The sequence below is a fragment of the Pseudomonas ulcerans genome, assembly GCF_036324125.1.
GTDB lineage: Bacteria > Pseudomonadota > Gammaproteobacteria > Pseudomonadales > Pseudomonadaceae > Aquipseudomonas > Aquipseudomonas ulcerans.
The window spans coordinates 35,597-58,604 of sequence record NZ_JAZDQN010000040.1; the positions used below are offsets into that span (position 1 = coordinate 35,597).

General features: G+C 65.0%; 20 protein-coding genes and 2 pseudogenes. 12 read left to right on the plus strand and 10 right to left on the minus strand.

All coding sequences use genetic code 11. The annotated features are described in order from the left end of the window. Positions 1–88: 88 nt before the first annotated feature. Both V0R59_RS25645 and V0R59_RS25650 read right to left on the minus strand, forming a co-directional pair. Positions 89–964: a FecR family protein gene (locus tag V0R59_RS25645; RefSeq protein ID WP_330077490.1), complete on the minus strand. Its 876-nt coding sequence runs from the start codon at positions 962–964 to the stop codon at positions 89–91. A gap of 7 nt (positions 965–971) precedes the next feature. Continuing rightward, positions 972–1,475, minus strand: a pseudogene (locus tag V0R59_RS25650) (RNA polymerase sigma factor); the annotation flags it as partial. A 126-nt stretch (positions 1,476–1,601) separates the two neighbouring features. Here V0R59_RS25650 and V0R59_RS25655 point away from each other — a divergent pair. Next, complete coding sequence (locus tag V0R59_RS25655) at positions 1,602–2,072, plus strand: LEA type 2 family protein (protein WP_330077521.1); 471 nt, start codon at positions 1,602–1,604, stop codon at positions 2,070–2,072. A 3-nt stretch (positions 2,073–2,075) separates the two neighbouring features. Here V0R59_RS25655 and V0R59_RS25660 read toward each other — a convergent pair whose 3' ends face one another. Further along, complete coding sequence (locus V0R59_RS25660; RefSeq protein WP_330077489.1) at positions 2,076–2,342, minus strand: hypothetical protein; 267 nt, start codon at positions 2,340–2,342, stop codon at positions 2,076–2,078. A 134-nt stretch (positions 2,343–2,476) separates the two neighbouring features. On the opposite strand from V0R59_RS25660, the gene V0R59_RS25665 reads away from it, so the two are divergent. After that, the gene (locus V0R59_RS25665; RefSeq protein ID WP_330077488.1) at positions 2,477–2,797 is read left to right on the plus strand and encodes a DUF883 family protein; all 321 of its coding nucleotides are present in this window, start codon (positions 2,477–2,479) and stop codon (positions 2,795–2,797) included. Between the two features lie 54 nt (positions 2,798–2,851). Here V0R59_RS25665 and V0R59_RS25670 read toward each other — a convergent pair whose 3' ends face one another. Further along, positions 2,852–3,478 carry a response regulator transcription factor gene (locus tag V0R59_RS25670; protein WP_330077487.1) on the minus strand — a complete coding sequence of 209 codons (627 nt, stop codon included), beginning with the start codon at positions 3,476–3,478 and terminating at the stop codon, positions 2,852–2,854. Between the two features lie 14 nt (positions 3,479–3,492). Beyond that, the gene (locus V0R59_RS25675) at positions 3,493–5,289 is read right to left on the minus strand and encodes a PAS domain-containing sensor histidine kinase (protein ID WP_330077486.1); all 1,797 of its coding nucleotides are present in this window, start codon (positions 5,287–5,289) and stop codon (positions 3,493–3,495) included. 209 nt (positions 5,290–5,498) lie between these two features. On the opposite strand from V0R59_RS25675, the gene V0R59_RS25680 reads away from it, so the two are divergent. The 3 genes from V0R59_RS25680 to V0R59_RS25690 all read left to right on the plus strand — a co-directional run bounded on the left by V0R59_RS25680 (position 5,499) and on the right by V0R59_RS25690 (position 10,123). Then, a complete protein-coding gene (locus V0R59_RS25680; RefSeq protein ID WP_330077485.1) occupies positions 5,499–7,121 on the plus strand; it encodes an acyl-CoA synthetase in 1,623 nt (540 codons plus the stop codon). A gap of 27 nt (positions 7,122–7,148) precedes the next feature. Then, positions 7,149–8,918, plus strand: a complete 1,770-nt coding sequence (locus V0R59_RS25685) for an acyl-CoA dehydrogenase C-terminal domain-containing protein (protein WP_330077484.1) — start codon at positions 7,149–7,151, stop codon at positions 8,916–8,918. A 188-nt stretch (positions 8,919–9,106) separates the two neighbouring features. Continuing rightward, entirely contained in the window at positions 9,107–10,123 is a 1,017-nt protein-coding gene (locus tag V0R59_RS25690) for a FecR family protein (protein ID WP_330077483.1), read from the plus strand. Positions 10,124–10,260: 137 nt separating this feature from the next. Here the strand turns inward: V0R59_RS25690 and V0R59_RS25695 are convergent, their stop codons facing one another. Then, positions 10,261–11,580, minus strand: coding sequence for a Na+/H+ antiporter family protein (locus V0R59_RS25695; protein ID WP_330077482.1), 1,320 nt, complete (start codon positions 11,578–11,580; stop codon positions 10,261–10,263). Positions 11,581–12,073: 493 nt separating this feature from the next. Between V0R59_RS25695 and V0R59_RS32075 the strand changes: the two are divergent. Together V0R59_RS32075 and V0R59_RS32080 are read left to right on the plus strand one after the other, a co-directional pair. Continuing rightward, positions 12,074–13,144: pseudogene (locus tag V0R59_RS32075) on the plus strand (HAMP domain-containing protein); the annotation flags it as partial. A 102-nt stretch (positions 13,145–13,246) separates the two neighbouring features. Further along, positions 13,247–14,002 carry a methyl-accepting chemotaxis protein gene (locus V0R59_RS32080; protein WP_375547413.1) on the plus strand — a complete coding sequence of 252 codons (756 nt, stop codon included), beginning with the start codon at positions 13,247–13,249 and terminating at the stop codon, positions 14,000–14,002. Positions 14,003–14,139: 137 nt separating this feature from the next. Here the strand turns inward: V0R59_RS32080 and V0R59_RS25705 are convergent, their stop codons facing one another. Genes V0R59_RS25705 through V0R59_RS25720 form a run of 4 tightly spaced genes read right to left on the minus strand, consistent with a single transcriptional unit; the run spans position 14,140 to position 16,749 of the window. Beyond that, positions 14,140–15,462, minus strand: coding sequence for an ATP-binding protein (locus V0R59_RS25705; RefSeq protein WP_330077480.1), 1,323 nt, complete (start codon positions 15,460–15,462; stop codon positions 14,140–14,142). Continuing rightward, a complete protein-coding gene (locus V0R59_RS25710) occupies positions 15,459–16,127 on the minus strand; it encodes a response regulator transcription factor (RefSeq protein WP_330077479.1) in 669 nt (222 codons plus the stop codon). The genes V0R59_RS25705 and V0R59_RS25710 overlap by 4 nt, the downstream gene beginning before the upstream one ends. Then, entirely contained in the window at positions 16,127–16,441 is a 315-nt protein-coding gene (locus tag V0R59_RS25715; RefSeq protein WP_330077478.1) for a PepSY domain-containing protein, read from the minus strand. The genes V0R59_RS25710 and V0R59_RS25715 overlap by 1 nt, the downstream gene beginning before the upstream one ends. Continuing rightward, positions 16,441–16,749 (minus strand): PepSY domain-containing protein, encoded by a 309-nt coding sequence (locus V0R59_RS25720; protein ID WP_330077477.1) that lies wholly within the window; start codon positions 16,747–16,749, stop codon positions 16,441–16,443. The genes V0R59_RS25715 and V0R59_RS25720 overlap by 1 nt, the downstream gene beginning before the upstream one ends. Before the next feature lie 113 nt (positions 16,750–16,862). Here V0R59_RS25720 and V0R59_RS25725 point away from each other — a divergent pair, with 113 nt between their 5' ends. From V0R59_RS25725 to V0R59_RS25745, 5 genes are read left to right on the plus strand one after another with little or no spacing between them, the layout of a single operon-like run. Further along, positions 16,863–17,942, plus strand: coding sequence for a patatin-like phospholipase family protein (locus V0R59_RS25725; protein ID WP_330077476.1), 1,080 nt, complete (start codon positions 16,863–16,865; stop codon positions 17,940–17,942). Between the two features lie 52 nt (positions 17,943–17,994). Continuing rightward, on the plus strand, positions 17,995–18,351 hold the full coding sequence (queD, locus tag V0R59_RS25730; protein ID WP_330077475.1) for a 6-carboxytetrahydropterin synthase QueD: 357 nt from the start codon (positions 17,995–17,997) through the stop codon (positions 18,349–18,351). A gap of 59 nt (positions 18,352–18,410) precedes the next feature. After that, positions 18,411–21,467 (plus strand): PEP/pyruvate-binding domain-containing protein, encoded by a 3,057-nt coding sequence (locus V0R59_RS25735; RefSeq protein WP_330077474.1) that lies wholly within the window; start codon positions 18,411–18,413, stop codon positions 21,465–21,467. Continuing rightward, positions 21,467–22,114: a gamma-glutamyl-gamma-aminobutyrate hydrolase family protein gene (locus V0R59_RS25740; RefSeq protein WP_330077473.1), complete on the plus strand. Its 648-nt coding sequence runs from the start codon at positions 21,467–21,469 to the stop codon at positions 22,112–22,114. Before V0R59_RS25735 ends, V0R59_RS25740 begins: the two co-directional genes overlap by 1 nt. Further along, the gene (locus V0R59_RS25745; RefSeq protein ID WP_330077472.1) at positions 22,105–22,884 is read left to right on the plus strand and encodes a phosphocholine cytidylyltransferase family protein; all 780 of its coding nucleotides are present in this window, start codon (positions 22,105–22,107) and stop codon (positions 22,882–22,884) included. Before V0R59_RS25740 ends, V0R59_RS25745 begins: the two co-directional genes overlap by 10 nt. The last annotated feature ends 124 nt before the right edge of the window (positions 22,885–23,008 follow it).

Sequence of the window (23,008 nt, forward strand, 5' to 3'; positions counted from 1 at the left end):
AACTTGCAGTGACCTTGCGAAATTATTTTCTGTGCACGGACCCTGTGGTGCCTTGTCGGCTCCGGCATTCAGCTCGGGTCGGGGGGAATCAGTAAAGGACGGCCAGCCACGGCAGGTAGGTGACCTTCAGCGCATAGCGCTGCTCAAGGGTGCGCAGCAGGCCGTGGGGATCGTTGAGATCGAACACGCCGCTGACTTCCATCGCGCCCAGCTGGCTGTCGGAAATCAGGATGCGGCCGTGCTGGTAGCGTTCCAGCTCGGCGATGACTTCCCGCAGCGGACGGCCGTTGAAGATCAGCTTGCCGCGTTGCCAGGCCGTCTGCGCCTGGGCGTCGGGGCTGGCCTGGACCAGGCGCTCGCCGATGCGTGCTTCGCCCTGTGTCACCACCACCGCCGTGGCGCTGCCCTGGCGGCGCACGCTGAATACCGCAGCGCTGCCCTGGACGACCTCGCCAGCGCTGTCGACCACGAACGGGCGAGGATCCGCCGCCGGCTCGAACAGGGCTTCACCTTCACGCAGGAACACCGTGCGGCGTTCGCCGGTGTAGTCCACGGAAAACGCGCTGGCACTGTTGAGGGTGACCCGCGAGCCATCCTCCAGGGTGACGGTGCGCCGCTCGCCGGTACTGGTGTGGTAGTCGGCGAGGAACGCCGGGACCTGCTGCCAGCTGCCATAGCCGACCAGCGCCAGCACCAGCGAGGCAGCGATGGCCGAGCTCCAGTGGCGACGCCGCCTTGGCGCCGGCGGCAATTGTGCGGCCGCCTCGGTCTGGCCGATATCGCCCCACAGCGCCTCGGCGTCCTCGGCGGCGGCCTGGTGCTCGGCGCTCAGCCCGCGCCAGCGCTGGTAGCGAGCACGATCGGCGGCGGTGGCGTTGCCCGAATGCAGCAGGACCTGCCAGTCGAGGGCATCGTCGGACAAATCGGTAAAGGGCAAGGGTTCGGACATGCGGGCTTCAATCATGGTTGTGCTTGAGCCAGTCCCGGCAATGGCGCAAGGCCTGGCCGATGTATTTTGCCACCATGCTCTCGGAAACGCCCAGCCGTTGTGCGATCTGGGCCTGGGTCAAGCCTTCGACGCGGTTGAGGAGCAAGGCCTGGCGGGCATTGTCGGACAGTTGCAAGAGGGCTTCGTCGAGGATCGCCAGACGCTCGCGAGCCAGCAGGGCGGCCTCGGGCGCCGGGGCCGGGCAGACCACCTGGACCGCCGCGTCGCTGTCGCCGAGCGTGCTCTCCTGGCGCTGCTCGCGACGCAGGGTATCGATGGCCAGGTTGCCGGCGACACGGAAGATGAAGCTGCGTGCATGCAGCACCGGTACGTCCTGCTCGTCGATCTTCACCAGCTTGAGATAGGTTTCCTGGGCGACATCGGCCGCCCGCTGGCGGTCGTTCATGCGCCGGGTCAGGAACTGCAGCAGGTCATCGTAATGTTCCTGGAAACTGGCCAGCAGCCCGGACACGGGGGACGTCAGCATGGGGGATGGGATCGCCGGTGAAAGATAACGTGAATGAGAAGGAGTATCTTTCAATTCATGTCCGACTTTCAACGCCGCCGTGCATTTGCCACACTCAAGGGCACTGCTTTCCCGGAGAAACCCTCGATGCCCACCCGCCTCTACCGCTCGTTGCGCAACGCCACCGGCCTGCTGCTGGTCCTGACCCTGTCGGCCTGCGCGCTGTTCCAGGGACGCGACCCGGTGACCATCAACGTGATCGGAATCGATCCACTGCCCGGCCAGGACCTGGAAGTGCGCATGGCGGTGAAACTGCGGGTGCAGAATCCCAATGAAACACCGATCGACTACAACGGCCTGGCCCTGAACCTGGAAGTGAACGGCCAGCCGCTGGCGAGCGGCGTCAGTAACCAGCAGGGGCGTATCGAGCGGTTCAGCGAGGACGTGCTGGTGGTGCCGGTGAGCATCACGGCGTTTTCGGTGTTGCGCCAGGCCCTGGGCCTGAGCCGGATGGACAGCCTCGACGGCATGCCCTACGAGGTCTATGGCAAGCTGGCCGGCGGTGCCTTCGGCAGCGTGCGCTTCCGCGACCGTGGCACCTTCGAGTTGCCGCGCTGAGGGTCAGGCCTTGCCGGCGCTGGCAGCGGCCATCAGCTTGTTCACTTCGCCGCGCACCATGTTGACGTAGTCCGGCGGCGACATGCCGTCGAGCTCGGCGCGCACCCATTCCGCCCACTTGCCCTTGCGTCGCGGCTTCTCGCCGATCAACCGGGCGGCCTCGGCCTTGGCCTTGGCCAGGTTGGTCTGCCACAGCTCGAACAGCCGGGCTTTCTCGTCTTCGATCTCGGCCCGTTCGGCGAAGCTCTTGTTGGCCAGATTGAAACTCATGGGGTAATTCCTGCCACGTGAAAATGGGCGCTATCTTACACTGTAGCCGCCGATGCCCGGCAAACCAGTGCAACTTTTCAGTACCGGCGGGCATCCATTCAGGACGAACGATCATTTCATCCGAGGAAGCATAGATGGCCAGGAAAACCACGAATCACAGCGACAGCGAGCAGATCAAGGACCAGGCGTTCAGCGAGTTGCAGGCGTTGATCGAGGAATCGGAGAAGCTGCTCAACGACAGCGCCGCGCTGATCGGCGAAGACGCCGAGACCCTGCGCGAGCAACTGCGTCTGAAGCTGAAGCAGGCCAGCCATGCTGTGGGCAGCGTGCGTGACAAGGCCAGGCCGGTGGTGGATGCCACCGAGAGCTACATCGGCGGGCATCCGTGGCAGACGGTGGCGATCTCGGCGGGGTTCGGGCTGGTGATAGGCTTGTTGCTGGGGCGCAGGTCCTGAGCCAGCAATTCACCGTTGTTTCGGGCCTCATCGCTGGCGATGGGGCCCCGGGATTCAGCGAAGATCCAGAGGTTCGACCACACCACAGGCAATCGCCATCCCCACCAGTTCCGGCAGGTGTTCTGCCTGCATGCGCTTCATCACCCGCGAGCGGTACAGGTCCACGGTCTTCACGCTGACCTCCAGCTGCTCGGCGATTTCCCGGTTGGTGTAGCCCTTGACCAGCGGCACGAACACATCCCGCTCCCGTGGCGTGAGGCTGTCGATCCGCGCCTGCACCACATCGCGCTGGCGGCTGCCGACCTGGACCTTCGACGAGCGACCCAAGGCTTCCTGCACACTGTCCAGGAGCATCTGGTCGTTGTACGGCTTCTCGATGAAATCGCAGGCACCGGCCTTGAACGCGCGCACCACGATGGGCACGTCGGCGTGCCCGCTGACGAAGATCACCGGCAGCTCGATACCCCGCGCCCGCAGCGCTTCCTGCACGCTCAGGCCGCCCATGCCGGGCATCCGTACATCGAGCAGGACGCAGGCCGGCAGGTCGCCGTCGCAGGCGTCGAGAAACGCCTGGCCACTGGTGAAAGGCAATGCCTCCAGGCCCACCGATTCCAGCAGCCAGACCGTGGAGTCGAGCATGCCCTGGTCGTCGTCGACCACATAGACCTTTGGTTCCTGCATGAAAATCCCTCGGTTCAAACGCTTGCCGCCGGCGCCAGCCGACAGTTCAGAATCAATCCCCCGCCCTCCCCCGGACTCGCCGTGAGGGTGCCGCCGAAACCTTCGACGATGCTCCGGCTCATGCTCAGGCCAAGGCCCAGCCCTTCCGGCTTGCTGGTGGTGAACGGGGTGAAAATGCCGTCCAGTTGCTCCGGCGCCACTCCCGGGCCCTGGTCGATCACCCGTACCAGCAGGCGCCCGCCTTCCTGCTCGCCGCACAGCAACACCCGCGACGGCTGCCCTGGCTGGCGCTCGCGGTTGGCGTCGATGGCATTGCGCAGCAGGTTGAGCAAGACCTGCTCCAGCAGCACCCGGTCGGCATAGACCGGCGGCAGATTGTCCGTCATTCGCTGCTCGATCGTCACCTGCGCCTGGTTGGCTTCCCAGGCGCACAGGCGCACCGCTTCCCGCGCCACCACGGCCACGGACAGCGCCTGCAGGCGCCGCGGTTCCTTGCGCAGGAAGGCACGCAGGCGCTTGATCACCTCGGCGGCGTGGGTCGCCTGTTCGCTGATCCGCTGCAAGCCCTGGGCGACCCGACCGGCAGCCTGGGGATCGCGCTCCAGGGCATGCAGGTAGCGCTGGCTGGCGGCGGCGTAGTTGAGCACCGCGGCCAGTGGCTGATTGATCTCGTGGGCGATGCCCGAGGCCAGCTCGCCCAGGGTCACCAGGCGTGCGGTGTGGGCCAGTTCGTCCTGGTGCCGGCGTTGCTGGGTCTCGCGCAGTTCGCGCTCGGTCATGTCGCGGGCCACCAGCGAGTAGTAGCGCTCGCCCCCGGCGGCACGGTGCGCCAGCAGCACCAGCGATACCGGAAACGCCGCGCCGCCGTCGTACGGCGCCAGGCGCGCCTCGCACTGCCAGACGCCGTCGCGCTCGGCGCACAGCCAGCCATCGCCGTCGAGGCGTTGCTGGGCCTCGCCGTCGAGCAGCTCGCGCAACGGCGGCACCACGTCGACATCGGTCAGGCCCAAGGCACGCCGGGCCGAGCGGTTGAGGTAGGTCAGGCGCCCTTCCGGGTCGGTGAACAGCACCAGGTCGGTATTCGCCTCCACCACTTCGGCCAGGCGCCGGCGGTTTTCCTGGGCCTCGATACGCACGCTGATATCCCGCGAGACGCTGACGATCTCCACCACCGCCCCGGTGTAGGTCTCGCGGATGGCACGGCTGGCGATCTCGAACCAGAGGTCGCGACCATCGCGGTGACGCACTCGGCAGGTCATGGTCTGGTAGCCGTCGCGCTCCAGCGCCGCCGAGGCCTGGGCCAGGTACTGACGGCAGTCGTGGGGGTGCAGCAGCGACTGCACCGCCACGCCACGCAGCTCCTCCGGCCAGTAGCCGAGCAGGCGGTACGACGCTGGCGAGGCATCGAGGAAGCAGCCGTCCGGGGTGTGCCGGGAAATCAGGTCGGTGGTGTTCTCGGTGATCAGCCGGTACAGGCGCCGTGCCTGGGCGGCCTCGCGTTCGGCGCGACGCTCGCGGGTGGCATCACGGCAACGGGCGATGACCTGGTCCGCCCCCGCAGGAATGAAGGTCCAGAGAAGAATGCGCTCGCCGGCCTGGCTCTCGACATCGCTGATCGCCCGCTGCTGGCCGAGGCACGCCGTGACCAGCGCGGCATGGTTGGCCGGCAGCAGCAACGCCAGGCTTTGCGGCGGCCAGCCGTTGAGTTCGGCGAGCATGGCCGGATTGGCCGCGCGCAACACGGCACCGGCATCGAGCAGCAGCGAGGGTTGCGGGTCCTTGTCGAGCAAGGCCGAGGGAATCAAGGTCACAGCAATGGCTCCGGCGTTTTATAGTATTTGTACCATATTGCTATAGTCTATCTTCCAGGTAACATGGCGAACAGCGTAAAAATTGCATCACCGGAACCGGCACCACCGTGAGCCCGTTCCATGAAACCTGATCAGAGCTAACAATCAGCCATCGGAGGTTTCAGCAGGCGCTTCGGCGTGGGCTGCCTCCTGCACAGGATCACGCTTGTATGTCTATCTTCTCCCAGGGCTTGCAGCCCGCCCCGGTCAATCACGTCGCCCTCACCCCGCTGAGCTTCATCGAACGCACCGCCGCCGTCTATGGCGACTACCCCGCCGTGATCCACGGTTCGATCCGCCGTAACTGGCAGGAAACCTACCAGCGCTCCCGGCGCCTGGCCAGCGCCCTGGCTGGCCGCGGGATCGTCCAGGGCGACACGGTGGCGGTGATGCTGCCGAACATTCCGGCGATGCTCGAAGCGCATTTCGGCGTGCCGATGATCGGCGCCGTGCTCAATGCTCTCAACGTGCGCCTCGACGCCGAAGCCATCGCCTTCATGCTGGAGCACGGCGAAGCCAAGGTGCTGATCACCGACCGCGAGTTCCACAAGGTGATCGCCGCCGCCCTGAAACTCATGGCCCATCCGCCGCTGGTGGTGGATGTCGACGACCCCGAGTACGGCGAAGGCTGCGCGGTCAGCGAACTGGACTATGAAGCCTTCCTCGCCGAGGGCGACCCGGAATTCCCCTGGCAGTGGCCCGAGGACGAGTGGCAGGCGATCTCGCTGAACTACACCTCCGGCACCACGGGCAACCCCAAGGGCGTGGTCTATCACCACCGCGGCGCCTACCTCAATTCCCTGGGCAACCAGATGACCTGGGCCATGGGCAACCACCCGGTGTACCTGTGGACCCTGCCGATGTTCCACTGCAATGGCTGGTGCTACCCCTGGACCGTCACTGCGCTGGCCGGAACCCATGTGTTCCTGCGCCGGGTCGATCCGCAGAAGATCCTCACCCTGATCCGCGAACACCAGGTCAGCCACCTGTGTGGCGCGCCGATCGTGCTCAATGCGCTGATCAACATGCCGGACTCGGCCAAGGCCGCCATCGATCACCCGGTCAACGCCATGGTCGCTGGCGCCGCGCCACCGGCCAAGGTGATCGGCGCGGTCGAGGAGATGGGCATCAAGGTCACCCACGTCTATGGCCTGACCGAGGTCTACGGACCGGTGACGGTCTGCGCCTGGCATGCCGAGTGGGATGAAAAGCCGCTGCAGGAACGGGCGCGGATCAAGTCGCGCCAGGGCGTGCGCTACGCCACCCTCGAAGGCCTGATGGTCGCCGACCCGCAGACCCTGGAGCCGGTGGCGCGGGACGGTAATACCCTGGGCGAGATCTTCATGCGCGGCAACACGGTGATGAAGGGCTACCTGAAGAACCCCGAGGCGACCGCCGAAGCCTTCCGCGGCGGCTGGTTCCATACCGGCGACCTGGCGGTGTGGCACCCCGACGGCTACGTCGAGATCAAGGACCGGCTCAAGGACATCATCATCTCCGGCGGCGAGAACATCTCCACCATCGAGGTGGAAGACACCCTCTACCGGCACCCGGCGGTACTGGAAGCCGCGGTGGTCGCCCGCCCGGACGAGAAATGGGGCGAGACGCCCTGTGCCTGGATCACCCTCAAAGCCGGTTTCGAGGACACCCGCGAGGCCGAGATCATCGCCTTCTGCCGCGAGCACCTGGCCGGCTTCAAGCTGCCCAAGACCGTGGTTTTCCGCGAACTGCCGAAGACCTCGACGGGCAAGATCCAGAAGTACCTGCTGCGCGACTGGGCCAAGGCGCTCTGATCCCTCTTCCTTTATACGAGAACCCCGATGCCTGAATTCAATGCCCCGCTGCGCGACATGCGCTTCGTCCTCCATGAAGTGTTCCAGGGCCCGGCCCGCTGGGCACGCCTGCCGGCCCTGGCCGCTGCAGTCGACGGCGAGACTGCCGACGCCATCCTCGAAGAGGCGGCGAAGATCACCGGCCAGCTGATCGCCCCGCTCAACCGCAGCGGTGACGAGCAGGGCGTCGGCTTCGAGGCCGGCAAGGTCACCACGCCCGACGGCTTCAAGGAGGCCTGGCGCACCTACCGCGAGGGTGGCTGGGTGGGCCTCGCGGGCAACCCGGAACATGGCGGCATGGGCATGCCGAAGATGCTCGCGGTGCAGTTCGAGGAAATGCTCTACGCCGCTAACTGCAGCTTCAGCCTTTACTCGGCGCTGAGCGCCGGTTGCTGCCTGGCCATCGACGCCCACGCCAGCGACGCCCTGCGCGCCCTTTACCTGCCGCGCCTGTACAGCGGCGAATGGGCCGGGACCATGTGCCTGACCGAGCCTCACGCCGGCACCGACCTGGGCATCATCCGCAGCAAGGCCGAGCCCCTGATCGACGGCAGCTACGCCATCAGCGGAACCAAGATCTTCATCACCGGCGGCGAGCAGGACCTGACCGAGAACATCGTCCACCTGGTGCTGGCCAAGCTGCCCGATGCCCCGGCCGGGCCCAAGGGCATCTCGCTGTTCCTGGTACCCAAGCGCATCGTCAACGACGACGGCAGCCTCGGCGTCGACAATGCGCTGAGCTGCGGCTCGGTCGAGCACAAGATGGGCATCAAGGCCTCGGCCACCTGCGTGATGAACTTCGACGGTGCCGTCGGCCACCTGGTCGGCGAGCCGAACCGCGGCCTGGCGGCGATGTTCACCATGATGAACTACGAGCGCCTGTCCATCGGCATCCAGGGCATCGGTTGCGCCGAAGCGTCCTACCAGAGCGCGGTGGCCTATGCCCGCGACCGCCTGCAAAGCCGCGCGGCCACCGGCGCGCAGGCGCGGGACAAGGTCGCCGACCCGATCATCGTCCACGCCGATGTGCGGCGCATGCTGCTGACCATGAAGGCGCTGAACGAAGGTGGCCGGGCCTTCGCCACCTATGTCGGCCTGCAACTGGATACCGCCAAGTACGCCGAGGACGCTGCCGAGCGCGAAGCCGCGCAACGCCTGGTGGCGCTGCTGACCCCTGTGGCCAAGGCCTTCTTCACCGATACCGGGCTGGAAAGCTGCGTGCTCGGCCAGCAAGTGTTCGGCGGCCACGGCTATATCCGCGAGTGGGGCCAGGAACAACTGGTGCGCGACGTGCGTATCGCGCAGATCTATGAGGGCACCAACGGTATCCAGGCACTGGACCTGCTGGGCCGCAAGGTGGTGGCCGACGGTGGTCAGTCGCTGGCCCTGCTGGCAGCGGAAATCCGCGCCTTCTGCGAAAGCGAGCCGCCTCACGCCGAAGCCCTGCTGGATGCCCTGCAACGCCTGGAAAGCACCAGCCAGTGGTTGCGCGACCAGGTTGCCGATGATGCCAACGCGGTGGGCGCGGCATCGGTGGAATACCTGCACCTGTTCGGCTATGTGGCCTACGCCTACATGTGGTCGCGCATGGCCGCCACCGCCAGGGCGCACCAGTCCGACGAGCCGGACTTCTACGACGCCAAGCTGGCGACGGCGGCGTTCTTCTTCGCCCGCCTGTTGCCTCGGGTGTTGTCCTTGCAGGCGAGCATCGAGGCCGGCAGCGGCTCCTTGTACAGCCTTGATCCAGAGCAGTTCTGAGCCCTTGTGACGGACCGGCGAGCAACCGACTCGCCGGTTTTTCACGACCATTGGTCGGTTTGTGCGGGAAAAATCGATTTTGTAGGGGATTTCCTGCAAATAAATCTCACAACTGATAGTGATTCGCCATGATCTCGGTTCCTGCACGCTGCCGCGCAAGGGTAGAATGGCCGAAACCGGGAGTTTCAATGAATCAGGTCAGCCCCAGCGATGCCGAGTTGAATGCCATCACCGATGCCGCCGCGCATTGGTGCATGCGTTTGCACGCCGAGGACTGCACTGAAGCGGAACATGCCGAATTCGAGAAATGGTTGACCGCGAGCCCCTTGCACCGCGAGGAATACCAGGCGATGCAGGAAATCTGGGTGACCGCCGACCACCTGCCGCGCCCCCCTTCCCCTGCACGTGTCCTGCATCTGCCGGTCAAGCAACGGCCCCGGCCGCAGCGTGCACGGCATTATGCTTCGGCAGCGGTGATCACCCTGCTGGCCCTGCCCCTGGCGGGCTGGATCGGCTGGGACCAGGGCTGGCTGCCCAATGACTACCAGTCCGTGGAAAGCACCGACAGCCGCATGACCGTCACCCTCGGCGACGGCAGCGAGGTCGAGCTGAACCTGGGCACTTCGCTGCGCTACCTGCACTACAAGGATGAGCGGCGGGTCACCCTGAGCAAGGGCGAGGCGTTCTTCAAGGTCCACCATGATGTCCAGCACCCGTTCGTGGTCCGTGCCGGCAGTGGCCAGACCCAGGTCACCGGGACCCAGTTCAACGTGTGGAAGTACCGCGACCAGGTCAAGGTGACGCTGGTGGAAGGCTCGGTGCTGGTCAGCAGCGAAAGCTTCAAGCTGGGCAGTGGCTATCGTCTTGGTCCGGGCATGCAGGCCAGCTACCAGGCCGGCGACCTCGAACCGCGCCTGAACCAGACCTACGCCAACGACTCCAGCCTGGCCTGGCGCAGCGGCAAGCTGGTGATCGACAACCTCACCCTCGACCAGGCCCTGCCGTTGATCAACCGCTACCTCGACAGCCCGCTGCGCCTGGCCGACGCCAGCACCGGCAGCGTGCGCATCAGCGGCATCTACAACACCGGCGACGTCAAGCGCCTGGTGCGTACCTTGCCCAAGGTGCTGCCGGTGTACCTGACCCAGGACAAGAACGGCGACACGGTGCTGAACCGGATCTCGCCGCCGCCGAAGAAAGGCTGAAGATCAAAAGAACAACGCGGACCCTGTGGGAGCGGGTTCACCGGGACGCCGGACCGCCGCGATTGCGTCGGTGAATTCACTCCTGCAATCGCGGGTGAACCCGCTCCCACAAGGTCCCCGCTGCCCGCCCGATTGACTTACAACACCATTGCCGCCACCCACCCCGCTGCCAGCAGCGGCAGGTTGTAGTGGATGAAAGTCGGCACCACCGTGTCCCAGATATGGTGATGCTGGCCATCGACGTTCAGCCCCGAGGTCGGGCCGAGGGTCGAGTCCGACGCCGGCGAACCCGCATCCCCCAGCGCCCCCGCCGTGCCGACGATGCACACGGTGGCGATCGGGTCGAAGCCGAGCTGCACGCACAGCGGCACGAAGATCGCCGCGAGGATCGGCACGGTGGAGAACGACGAGCCGATGCCCATGGTCACCAGCAGGCCCACCAGCAACATCAGCAACGCGCCGATGCCCTTGCTGTGGTCGATCCACACCGCCGAGGCTTCCACCAGGGTCTTCACTTCACCGGTGGCCTTCATCACTTCGGCGAAACCGGAGGCGGCGATCATGATGAAGCCGATCATCGCCATCATCTTCATGCCTTCGGTGAACAGGTCGTCGGTGTCCTTCCAGCGCACGATGCCGGACACCGAGAAGATCAGGAAACCGACCAGGGCACCGATGATCATCGAGTCCAGCCACAGCTGGACGATGAACGCCGCCGCGATGGCGCAACCGGCCACCACCAGGGTCAGCGGGTTGTAGCTGACCGCCACCTGCTCGACCTGCTCGATCTTCTCAAGGTCATACACGCGCTTCTTGCGGTAGCTGAAGAACACCGCGATCAGAAGGCCGGCGAGCATCCCCGCGGCCGGGATGGCCATGGCGTGGGTGACGTTGACGCCGCTGATGTCCACGCCGCTGCGGGCGACGTTGGCCAGCAGGATCTCATTGAGGAAGATGTTGCCGAAGCCCACCGGCAGGAACATGTACGGGGTGATCAGGCCGAAGGTGATGACGCAGGCCACCAGGCGCCGGTCGATCTGCAGGCGGGTCAGCACGTAGAGCAGCGGCGGCACCAGCAGCGGGATGAAGGCGATATGGATCGGCAGGATGTTCTGCGAGGAAATCGCCACCACCAGCATCAATCCGACCAGCAGCCACTTGACCCGTGCGCCCTGGCCCTCGCTCTGGCCATGGAACATCGCCAGGGCGCGATCGGCCAGGGCATGGGCCAGGCCGGACTTGGCGATGGCCACGGCGAAGGCGCCGAGCAAGGCGTAGGACAAGGCCACGGTGGCACCGCCACCCAGCCCGCCATTGAAGGCCTTGAGAGTGCCTTCGATCCCCAGCCCACCGACCAGCCCACCCACCAGCGCACCGATGATCAGGGCGATGACCACATGCACGCGGGACAGGCTCAATATCAGCATGATGCCGACCGCGGCAATTACTGCATTCATTGCTTGAAAACCCCTTGAAAACAAACGAAAAGCAAAAGCCTCGGCGACAGTTTTGCCCTCAGGCACTGGCCGAATGACGGTATGTTTTATTGGAAGGCGCCCACTCTGAAGCAGCCCTCCCCCGTTGTCAAAGCGCAACGCCCCCTACCGGTGCAGGGGTCGCCTGAATGACCGAAAACGGCGCAATTCAATTGACTGTTTGAATAAAGAAACAAGCGAAACGGCCGTTAAAGTCGGCAGTGTCTATTTATTCTGGTTCAAAGGATTTCGCCAAATGTCGCTCAGACAGCTTTCCATCCAATGGAAGATCACCCTGCTCGCCGGACTGTGCCTCGCCGGCATCGTCACCCTGCTGGTCGGTCTTTCGCTGTATCGCATGGAGCACACGACGGAGCTGGTCAAGGCCAGCAGCATGCAAATGCTCACCGAAGCGGCCGAGGGCCGCATCGAGTCCCAGGGCGAGGTCCAGGCGCTGAACATCCGCCGCCAGTTCATGGATGCCTACCAGTACGGTGCGGGGTTCTCGCGCCAGGTGCTGTTCCTTCGCGAACAGGCGGAAAAGCGCTTCCTCGATGCCTTCGACCTGCGCGAAGACCTGACCCGCCAGGTGCGTTCGGCGTTGCAGGCCAACCCCGACCTGCTCGGCCTGTCGCTGGTGTTCGAGCCGAACGCGCTGGACGGCAAGGACGAACTCTTCGCCCAGCAGGAGGCCATCGGCAGCAACGAGACCGGGCGCTTCGCCCTGTACTGGTCGCAACCGACCCCGGGCCAGCTGACTTCCATGGCCCTGCCCGAGCGCGACATGGCCGACACCAGCATCGGCCCGAGCGGCGAGCCGGCCAACACCTGGTCGGTGTGCCCGCGGACCACGCGCAAGACCTGCATCACCGAACCCTACTTCTATGAGATCGCCGGCCAGCAGGTGCTGATGACCAGCATCGTGTTCCCGCTGATCGTCAACGACAAGGTGATCGCCACCCTGTCCATCGACATCAACCTGAACAGCCTGCAGGCCATGAGCAAGCAGGCCAGCGCCAACCTCTACGGCGGCCAGACACAGATCGGCATCATCAGCCCGGCCGGCCTGCTCGCCGGCTACAGCCCGGATGCGAGCAAGCTGGCGCAGCGCGTGATCGAGGTCGACAAGGCCAGCGGCGCGGAACTGCTGCGCCTGCTCGGCGACGGCACCTCGCTGCACAGCCTCCAGCATGAAGGCCGCCTCAAGGTGCTCGCCTCCTTCTCGCCAACCCCGGGCGCCAAGCCCTGGGGCGTGCTGCTGGACGTCCCGGAAAGCGCCCTGATCGGCCCGGCCGAAGCCCTCAAGCAGGAGCTCGACCAGCGCAACACCAGCGGTGCCGTGATCGAACTGGGCCTGGGCCTGCTGGCTGCGGTGGTCGGCCTGCTGCTGATCTGGCTGCTGGCCCGTGGCGTGACCCGGCCGATCCTCCACGTCGCCCATCGCCTGCGCGAGATCGCCAGCGGCGACGGCGACCTGACCAGCCGCCTGGCCTACAACAAGCAGGATGAGCTGGGCGAACTGGCCGGCTGGTTCAACCGTTTCCTCGACAAGCTGCAACCGACCATCGCCGAGGTGAAGAGCTCGGTGCACGCCGCCCGCGACACCGCCGACAAGTCCTCGGCCATTGCCAGCCAGACCAGCGCCGGCATGGAGCAGCAGTATCGCCAGGTCGACCAGGTGGCCACCGCCTCCCACGAGATGAGCGCCACCGCCCATGACGTCGCCCGCAGCGCGGCCCAGGCCGCCCAGGCGGCCCGCGATGTCGATCAGGCGACCCGCCAGGGGCTGGCGGTGATCAACCAGACCACCGACAGCATCGACTCGCTGGCAGCCAACATGAACACCGCCATGGGCCAGGTCGAGGGCCTGGCCGAGAACAGCGAGAAGATCGGTTCGGTGCTGGAGGTGATCCGCTCGATCGCAGAGCAGACAAACCTGCTGGCACTCAACGCGGCCATCGAGGCAGCCCGTGCCGGCGAGGCCGGGCGTGGCTTCGCGGTGGTCGCCGACGAGGTACGCAACCTGGCCCAGCGCACCCAGGAGTCGGTGGAGGAAACCCGCCACGTGATCGAGCAGCTGCAGGCCGGCACCCGGGAAGTGGTGGGTGCCATGGACAGCAGCCATCGCCAGGCCCAGGGCAGCGTCGAGCAGGTCGGCCAGGCGGTGACCGCACTGCGCCAGATCGGCGAGGCGGTGGCGGTGATCACCGACATGAACCTGCAGATCGCCAGTGCTGCCGAGGAGCAGAGCGCAGTGGCCGAGGAAATCAGCGGCAACGTGGCGACCATCCGTGATGTGACCGAGTCGCTGTCGCACCAGGCCGACGAATCGGCGCGGGTCAGCCAAGCGCTGAACAGCCTGGCGAACCAGCAGCAGAGCCTGATGGATCATTTCCGGGTTTGATGGTCCTGGGAGTCTGTGCAGAGCCTGGATAGCGGGCTCGACTCGGACTCTGTGGGAGCGGGTTCACCCGCGATTGCAGTAGTGGACGCACTATCGTCATCGCGGGTAAACCCGCTCCCACACGTTCCTGCTGAATCCTAGCGCCCTGCCCTGCGCGGCAACTCGATGTACACCCGCAACCCACCCTGCGGGCTCTCGCGCAAGTCGATCCGGCCATGCCAGGCCTCGACAATATCCCGCACGATGCCCAGCCCCAGGCCATGCCCGGCCACCTGCTCGTCCAGCCGCGCCCCGCGCTCCAGCACGCCCTGGCGGGCCTCTGCCGGAATGCCCGGGCCATCGTCGTCGACCCATAGCTGATAGCTGTCGGCGGCCTGTCGGATGCCCAGGCACACCTCGCTGTCCGCCCACTTGCAGGCGTTGTCCAGCAGGTTACCGAGCAGCTCCAGCAGGTCTTCGCGGTCCCAGGGCAACGACAGCCCGCCGGGGACATCGTGACGGATCAGCAGGCCATCGCCATGGATCATGCCCAGGGTCGCGAGCAGCCCCGGCAACTCTGCGTCGCAATCGAAATGCGCGCCGGGTAAGGCGTCACCCGCCAGGCGCGCGCGGTTCAGTTCGCGGCTGAGACGCTGCTGGATCTGTTCCAGTTGCTCACGCAGCTGCGCGGCCAGTTCCGGCGACTCCCGCAAGCGGTCGCTGGACGCCAGGCTGAGCAGCACCGCCAGCGGGGTCTTCAGGGCATGTCCGAGATTGCCGAGGGCATTGCGCGAGCGGCGCAGGCTGTCCTCGGTATGGGCCAGCAGGTGGTTGATCTGCGCCACCAGCGGCTCCAGCTCGGTGGGGACTTCACTGTCCAGCTGACTGCGCTTGCCCTGTTGCAACTGGGCGATCTGTTCCCGGGCGCGCTCCAGCGGGCGCAACGAGCGCTTGACGATCAGCCGCTGCAGGACCAGCACCATGACCAAGGCCAGCAAGCCAAGGCCGAGACCGATCTGCTGCATGCGGCGAAAACCGTCGCGCATAGGCGTGTAGTCCTGGGCGACGCTGATGGAAATCGACTGCCCCTGGCGCCGGTAGTCCGAACGCAGGACCAGCAGTTGCTGGCCTTCCGGACCTGCTTCGAGACCCTCGCGCAGGCCGGCAGCTTGCGGCCGTGGCAGCTCGGTGTCCCAAAGTGAACGGGAGCGCCAGCTCTTGCCCTCGAAGTCGATGCGGAAGTAGTAACCGGAGAATTGCCGGTTGTAGGCGGCGGAGATGCGGCGCTGGTCCAGCTCGACCCCGTTCTGGCCCTGGACCAGGGCCACCAGCAGGTTTTCGCTTTCCTTGCGCAGGCCGTTTTCCAGGTAGCGGTGCAGGCCGACCTCGAACAGCCACAGGCTGACCTGGGCCAGGCTCAGCCCGACCACCACCAGCATGAGCACCAGGCCCAGGCTGAGACGCGACTGGATCGACCTCACTCCACCGCCCCGCCGAACCGGTAGCCCTGGCCGCGATGGGTCTCGATCACGCCGCGTCCGAGCTTGCGCCGCAGGTGGTTGACGTGGACTTCGAGGACATTGGAGTCGCGCTCGGTTTCGCCGTTGTAGAGGTGTTCGGCGAGGTGGCTCTTGGAGAGGATCTGTTGCGGGTGCAGCATGAAATAGCGCAGCAGGCGGAATTCCGCGGCGGTCAACTGCACGTCCTCGTCGCCGCGGCTGACGCACTGGCGGCCTTCGTCCAGGTGCAGGCCGGCGGCTTCCAGGGTCGGCTGGTTGGCCAGGCCGCGGGCGCGACGCAGCAAGGCCTGGATGCGCAGTTGCAGCTCTTCGGGATGGAAGGGCTTGCTCAGGTAATCGTCGGCGCCGGCCTTGAGCCCTTCGATGCGGTCAGCCCAGGAACCGCGCGCGGTCAGGACCAGCACCGGGGTCACCAGGCCGCCCGCGCGCCACTGTTGCAGCACTTCCAGGCCGGGCACGCCGGGCAGGCCGAGGTCCAGCACGATCAGGTCATAGGGCTCGCTGGCGCCCTGGTACACGGCATCGCGACCGTCGGCCAGCCAGTCCACCGCGTAGCCCAGGCGTTGCAGGCTCGCGGTCAGTTCGTCAGCGAGGGAGACGTTGTCCTCGACCAGCAGCAGGCGCATCAGTCATCTTCCTCATCTTTGAGCAGCGTGCCCTTGGCGGCATCGAGCTTGATCTCGCGGACCACGCCTTCGCGGGTCAGCAGTTCCACTTCATAGACATAGATATCGTCGTCCTCTTCCAGTTCGGCCTCCAGCAGGCGCGCGCCGGGATAACGGCCCAGGGCAGACTGCAGCAGCTGTTCCAGAGGCAGGATGACACCCTCCTGGCGCAGGTGCAGGGCCTCATCCTGGTCGAGGTCGCGGGCCAGGGCCAGCGAGCAGCCCGCCAGCAGCGCGAGGGCTAGCCAGCGGGCCGGTTGCAGAAGGTGCGGCATCAGTGGTCCTGGGCATCCTTGAGGATCTCGCCGGTCTTGGCGTCCAGGTCCACATCCCACTCGACGTTCTGCGCGTCACGCAATTCGACCTTGTAGATATAGCGGCCGTATTCGTTTTCCAGCTCACTGTCCTTGACGGTAGCACCGGGATGCTTGGCCAGGGCTTTCTGCTTGAGTTCGTCGAGGGACTGGATCTGCTTTTCCTGCACCAGCTTCACCACTTCATCGGGTTGCACGTCCTTGGCCAGGGCGACGTTGGCGCTCAGGGCCAGGGCAGCGGTTGCGAACAGCGCGGTCAGAGTTTTCATGTTGGTTTCCTCCACAGGGATCGATCGGGTACGGTGGAAAGTCTACCGAGGCGAACTTAATTGAACCTGAAAACAGCTGGCGCCATGATAGCGCAGAGCCGAGTGAGAACCGTATGACCGCCATCCACAGCAAATATCCCGCGCTGACCCTCAAGGCCGGCAAACGCGCCTTGGCGCGGATTCGCCAGGGTGGCCTGAGTGCAGCGGATGTCGGTGTGCTGCCAGGAGCGGCGGGCGGACCGAAGGCCCTGGGCATCCAGGGGCTGGACCTGGCGCTGTTCGGTGAATGGCTGCCGGGGGCGCCACGGGAACGCGCCTTGATCGGCGCGTCCATCGGTTCCTGGCGCTTCGCCAGCGCCTGCCTGCCCGATCCGGCCAGTGCCATCCGCCGCCTCGGCGAGCTGTACACCGCGCAGGACTTCGCCAGGGGCGTGACCCAGGCCGAGGTGTCCTTGAGTTGCCAGCGCATGCTCGACGACCTGCTCGAAGGCCGCGATGCGAGGATCCTCGACAATCCCGACTATCGTCTGAACATCGTCGTGGTGAAGAGCCACGGCCTGCTCGCCGACGATCATCGCGGGCGCCTGGGCATCGGCCTGTCGTCGGTGATCGCCGACAACCTGATCGGCCGGCCGCGACTGGCCCGACATTTCGAGCGCGTCATCCTGCACGACGCCCGCAGCGCACCGCCGTTGCAGCCGCTCACCGACTTCCCGTCGCGCTTCCTGCCGCTGGCCGGCGAGAACCTGCGCCATGCCCTGCTAGCCTCCGGTTCGATTCCCATGGTGATGGAAGGCGTGCGCGATATCCCCGGTGCCGGTGCCGGCACCTACCGCGACGGCGGCCTGCTCGACTATCACCTGGACCTGCCCTACAGCGGCGAGGATGTCGTGCTCTACCCGCACTTCACCGACAAGGTGATTCCCGGCTGGTTCGACAAGGCCCTGCCCTGGCGCCGTGGCGATGCCGGGCGCCTGCGGGATGTGTTGCTGCTGGCGCCATCCCCGCAGTACCTGGCGCGCCTGCCTTACGGCAAACTGCCGGACCGCAGCGACTTCAAGCGCTTCATGGGCGACGCGGCGGCGCGCCAGCGCTACTGGCACACGGCGATGAGCGAGAGCCGGCGACTGGGCGATGACTTTCTCGAAATGGTCGAACGCGGCACGCTGGGCGACCATCTGCAAGCCTTGTAACGGCCTTGCTGGTAAACTGCGCCCCAGCATTGGTTCTCAGAGTTGATTATTCGTGGAAATCTTCAAGGAATTTACCTTCGAGTCGGCACATCGCCTGCCGAACGTCCCCGCCGGCCACAAGTGCGGTCGCCTGCACGGCCATTCGTTCAAGGTCGCCCTGCACCTGACCGGCCCGCTGGATCCGCATACCGGCTGGATTCGTGACTTCTCCGAGATCAAGGCGATCTTCAAGCCGCTCTACGATCAACTGGACCACAACTACCTGAACGACATTCCCGGCCTGGAGAATCCGACCAGCGAAGTGATCGCCAAGTGGATCTGGGACCAGGTCAAGCCGTTGCTGCCGGAATTGAGCAAGGTGCGGATCCACGAGACCTGTACGAGTGGCTGCATTTATCAGGGCGAATGATGTGACACCCTTGAAACCACCGCGAGGTGGTTTTTTTTCGAAGGAACGAGCACTCGAAGATGCAGTCATCCGTAATTTTCCTGGGTGCGGGCCGGCCCTATCAAGGCGATGAACATTCTGCGCTGCGCAGTGCTTCCGGACATGCCCGGGTCATGGACTGGCAGATCCAGGCCACGGACTCGCTCATGTCCACGGTGCATTTCGTCGGTGGCTACCGGCTCGAATCGATCCGCGAGCGCTATCCACAACTGCGCTACTGGGAAAACGCCGAATGGCAGTCCACCCAGGCGGCGTTCTCGTTCCTCCAGGTCGACCTCGGCGAGCAGCATCACTGCCTGGTGTCCTATTCCGATGTGCTGTTCCGCCGCAGCCTGGCCACCGCGCTGAACGCCAGCCAGGCCGATGTCTGCGTCGCGGTGGACAGCCACTGGCGTACCCGTTTCGCGGGCCGTACCGACTTCGATCTGGAACGCTGCGAAAAGGTATCGCTGCACAAGCAGAGCATCACCCGCCTGGGCGCGGACATATCCCCTGCCCTCGCCTCCGCCGAGTTCGTCGGCTGCGTGCATTTCGGCCCCAATGCCATCGCCTTTCTGGTGGAGCACAAGGCAGCCCTGCAACGGCAGTTCCGCAAGGGCAACCTTTCCGACCTGATCGAGATGCTGCGTTGCAATGGCCTGAACGTGGAAGCGATCGATGTCCAGGGTGATTGGGCAGAGCTCAACGAGCCCCGCGACCTGGCCCACTTCGTACTCGGCACCAAGGCCCAGACCCTGCGGCGCCTGAGGCGCATGGTCAGGTGCAGCCGCATCGAGGACCAGGTCAGTTTCACCGTGGCGCAATGGCGGGAAAGCGAACAACGGGTGCTGGGCGGAATCCAGGATCACTTCCCGCAGCTACGCCTGGTGATCCGCAGCAGCGCCCTGTCGGAAGACGGCTTCGGCCACTCCAACGCCGGGGCCTACGCCAGCCTGCTGGACATCGATGGCAGTGAACCCGCCGCGTTGCGCGACGCCATCGAGCATGTCATCGCCTCCTATCCGGACAACAACCCGCAGAACCAGGTGCTGGTGCAGCCGATGCTGGAAAACGTGTTGGCCAGCGGCGTCGCCTTCACCCGCAGCCTGAGCAGCGGCGCACCTTATTACCTGGTCAATTACGACGACATCAGCGGCAGTACCGAATCCATCACCAGCGGCACCAGCGACCAGCACAAGACCCTGGTGATACAGCGTCGTGCCGACGAGGGCAGCAGCAACATTCCGCAGAACCTGAAGAGCTTGCTGCCCGCGTTGCGAGAGATCGAAGCGCTGCTGGGTTACGACTCACTGGACGTGGAGTTCGCCATCACCGCCGACGCCGGCCTGCATATCCTTCAGGTCCGGCCCATCGCGGTGGATCATTCGCACCGGGAAGGTGGCGATGAGCAGATCCATGCCCACCTGGACAAGGCTCGCCGACAGTTCGAGCAGTTGCAGGCGCCGGCGCCCTTCATGGTTGGCAAGCGAGCGCTGTTCGGCATCATGCCGGACTGGAACCCGGCCGAGATCATCGGCACCAAACCGCACCCCCTTGCCGCCAGCCTCTACCGTCATCTGATCATGGACGAGACCTGGGCGATCCAGCGGGCCGAGTACGGCTATCGGGACGTGCGCCCCGCACCGCTGCTGGTCAGCTTCGCCGGCCATCCCTATGTCGACATTCGTGCCAGCTTCAATTCGTTCATCCCTGCGACGCTGGACGACGCGCTGGCCAGCCGCCTGGCAGACTTCTACCTCGACTGGCTGGAGCGCCACCCTCATCTGCACGACAAGGTCGAGTTCGATGTGGTTCCGACCTGTTTCGCGCTCGACTTCGATCGCTGGCGCCAGCGCCTGGGCACGCAGGGCGGCTTTTCGTCGGCGGAGATCGACCTGTTGCAGCAAGGGCTTCGCGACATCAGCGCCCAAGCGATACGCCGCAACGGCAGCGACCTGGCGCAGATCGACAAACTGGAAAAGCGCTTCGAGCAACTGCGCCAACGCCCGATGCCGCCACTGGAGAAAGTCCGCGCACTGCTGTTCGATTGCCGCACCTATGGCACCCTGCCATTTGCCCACCTGGCACGCAGTGCTTTCGTCGCCATCACCCTGTTGCGCTCGGCGGTCAGCAGCGGGGTGTTGAGTGAGGCGGAAATGGACGATTTCCTGAGTTCCATTCGCACGGTCAGCCATCAGCTGACCCACAATGCAGAACGCTGCGCCCGGGGGGAGTTGAGCTGGGAGGCTTTCGTCGAGCAGTACGGCCATCTGCGTCCCGGCACCTATGACATCAATTCACCGAGCTATCGCGCTGATCCCGAGCGCTATCTCCGGCCAATCGTCGACAGCGTCAGCGCCCAGCATGTTGGCGCCTCTGACAACGCCGGCCAACTCTGGGAGGCAGCGCGGCCGCGCTTTGTCGCCGCGCTTGCCAAACAGGGCCTGGAGCATGATCCGGAAAGCCTGGAGCGCTTCCTGCGCCAGTCCATCGAGGGCCGCGAGTACGCCAAGTTCGCCTTTACCCGCAACCTGTCGCTGGCACTCGATGAACTGGTCACCTGGTCCGAGTCGCTGGGCATTCCACGCAAGAAACTGGCCTATCTTGAGATCGAGACCCTGCTTACCTTGTCCGACGATGCCTCTTTGGATCTCGCACTGGCGGAACAGCTACTTACCAGCGCACGAAGCAACCGCGCCCTGTACCAGCAGTTGCAGGCGATCGAACTGCCGCCACTGCTGTGCACCGCCGAGGATCTGAATGTGTTCCTCTATCCGGCAACGCAACCCAACTTCGTTGGTACGGGGCAGGTGCGTGCCGCCTGCGTCGACCTCAGCCAGTGCGCCGACGAACCCGACCTGGCAGGGTGTATCGCCCTGATCCCGCAAGCCGACCCTGGTTACGACTGGCTGTTCGGCCGACAGATCGCGGGACTGATCACCCTGTATGGTGGCGCCAATTCGCACATGGCGATCCGCGCTGCGGAGTTCGGACTTCCAGCCGCACTTGGCGTCGGTGAAACCCATTACAACGCCCTGGCCAGCGCCAGGGTGCTGGAGCTGGATGCGGGCAACCGCACCATCCGGGTGATCCAGTGATGCGTATCGCGATCACCCAACGGGTGGAACAGATCGCCGGACATGGCGAACGCCGCGATTGCCTCGACCAGCGCTGGGCAGCCTTGCTGGAAGGTCTCGGCATCGATGCGGTGCCGGTTCCAAATGGTCTGGCCGACCCTGCAGCGTGGCTGCTGCGCCAGGGCATCGAGGGGCTGATCCTCAGTGGCGGCAACGACCTTGCGCACCTGCCGGCAGCAAGCAACACCGCGGCGGAACGCGATTCCACCGAAACCACCCTGCTGTCCCAGGCCGAATCTCGGCGACTGCCGGTGCTTGCCGTGTGTCGCGGCCTGCAGATGCTCAATCACTTCCTGGGCGGCGAGCTGGTTCCGCTGAGTGGCCATGCCGGCTGCATGCATCCGGTCTTTCCCGTTGGCATTGATGAGCGTTTCGAGCGGTACGTGGAGGTGAACAGTTTCCACAACTGGGGCATTGCGCCGGGCACCCTCGCGCCAAGTCTCCTTGCCAGAGTGCGTGCCGCTGATGAGTCCATCGAGGCCGTGACTCACGAAGACCTGCCCTGGGTCGGCATCATGTGGCATCCCGAGCGTCCGTCGAGCAACGCCGCAGCCGACAGTCGCCTCATTCGTCATCTATTTTCATGCAAGGACCAACCATGCGCGTAATCATCCTGGCGGCCGGACAAGGTACTCGTCTGCGCCCGTACACCGACGACCGCCCCAAATGCCTGGTGCAATTGCAAGGCCGCGCCTTGCTGCACCGCCAGCTGGACGTCCTGCACACCCAAGGTCTGAATGACATCACGCTGGTCGGCGGCTATCGCGCCGAGTGCCTGCAGGATCAAGGTGCGGACCTGGTCATCAACCCGCGCTTCGCCGAAACCAACATGGTCTCCACTCTCTTCTGCGCGGAGCAGCGAATGGTGGACGGCGAAGACCTGCTGATCGCCTATGGCGACATCATCTACCAACCGTCGGTGCTGGAAAGCCTGCTGGCCACCGATGCACCACTGGCGATCTCCATCGACCGGGAATGGCGGCGATTCTGGGAAATCCGCATGGATAACCCCTTGGCCGACGCCGAGACCCTGAAGCTGGACAGTGCCGATTGCATCATCGAACTGGGCCGCAAACCCAAGGACTACAGCGAGATCCAGGGCCAGTACATGGGGTTGATCAAGGTCCGTGGCGATCACGTCGCCGCGTTCCGTCGGGCCTGGCACCAGATGGACCGGTCATTGCTGCGCGATGGAAAAGACTTCGACAACATGTACATGACCACCTTCCTGCAAAGCCTGATCGACGACGGCTGGAGCGCCCGTGCCGCGTTTACCGACAATGGTTGGCTGGAAGTCGATACGGTCGAAGATCTGGATCAGTACCATGAGATGTTCCGTAGCGGACAATTGGCGTCCTTCATTCAGCTCAGTGACTGAGCACGCTCGCGGAGCTAAGCCCCGCGATTTTTTCGGGTTTTCCGCCGGCAAAAACAAAACCCCTACCTGCGTACGCAGATAGGGGTTTCGGAATTTAATCTTGACGATGACCTACTCTCACATG

What these genes read in the sequence shown, in the direction of transcription:
- V0R59_RS25645 (WP_330077490.1), bottom strand. Translation starts at nt 964, where the DNA reads ATGATTGAAGCCCGCATGTCCGAACCCTTGCCCTTTACCGATTTGTCC.
- V0R59_RS25655 (WP_330077521.1), top strand. Translation starts at nt 1,602, where the DNA reads ATGCCCACCCGCCTCTACCGCTCGTTGCGCAACGCCACCGGCCTGCTG.
- V0R59_RS25660 (WP_330077489.1), bottom strand. Translation starts at nt 2,342, where the DNA reads ATGAGTTTCAATCTGGCCAACAAGAGCTTCGCCGAACGGGCCGAGATC.
- V0R59_RS25665 (WP_330077488.1), top strand. Translation starts at nt 2,477, where the DNA reads ATGGCCAGGAAAACCACGAATCACAGCGACAGCGAGCAGATCAAGGAC.
- V0R59_RS25670 (WP_330077487.1), bottom strand. Translation starts at nt 3,478, where the DNA reads ATGCAGGAACCAAAGGTCTATGTGGTCGACGACGACCAGGGCATGCTC.
- V0R59_RS25680 (WP_330077485.1), top strand. Translation starts at nt 5,499, where the DNA reads ATGTCTATCTTCTCCCAGGGCTTGCAGCCCGCCCCGGTCAATCACGTC.
- V0R59_RS25685 (WP_330077484.1), top strand. Translation starts at nt 7,149, where the DNA reads ATGCCTGAATTCAATGCCCCGCTGCGCGACATGCGCTTCGTCCTCCAT.
- V0R59_RS25690 (WP_330077483.1), top strand. Translation starts at nt 9,107, where the DNA reads ATGAATCAGGTCAGCCCCAGCGATGCCGAGTTGAATGCCATCACCGAT.
- V0R59_RS25695 (WP_330077482.1), bottom strand. Translation starts at nt 11,580, where the DNA reads ATGAATGCAGTAATTGCCGCGGTCGGCATCATGCTGATATTGAGCCTG.
- V0R59_RS32080 (WP_375547413.1), top strand. Translation starts at nt 13,247, where the DNA reads ATGGAGCAGCAGTATCGCCAGGTCGACCAGGTGGCCACCGCCTCCCAC.
- V0R59_RS25710 (WP_330077479.1), bottom strand. Translation starts at nt 16,127, where the DNA reads ATGCGCCTGCTGCTGGTCGAGGACAACGTCTCCCTCGCTGACGAACTG.
- V0R59_RS25715 (WP_330077478.1), bottom strand. Translation starts at nt 16,441, where the DNA reads ATGCCGCACCTTCTGCAACCGGCCCGCTGGCTAGCCCTCGCGCTGCTG.
- V0R59_RS25720 (WP_330077477.1), bottom strand. Translation starts at nt 16,749, where the DNA reads ATGAAAACTCTGACCGCGCTGTTCGCAACCGCTGCCCTGGCCCTGAGC.
- V0R59_RS25725 (WP_330077476.1), top strand. Translation starts at nt 16,863, where the DNA reads ATGACCGCCATCCACAGCAAATATCCCGCGCTGACCCTCAAGGCCGGC.
- V0R59_RS25735 (WP_330077474.1), top strand. Translation starts at nt 18,411, where the DNA reads ATGCAGTCATCCGTAATTTTCCTGGGTGCGGGCCGGCCCTATCAAGGC.
- V0R59_RS25740 (WP_330077473.1), top strand. Translation starts at nt 21,467, where the DNA reads ATGCGTATCGCGATCACCCAACGGGTGGAACAGATCGCCGGACATGGC.
- V0R59_RS25745 (WP_330077472.1), top strand. Translation starts at nt 22,105, where the DNA reads ATGCGCGTAATCATCCTGGCGGCCGGACAAGGTACTCGTCTGCGCCCG.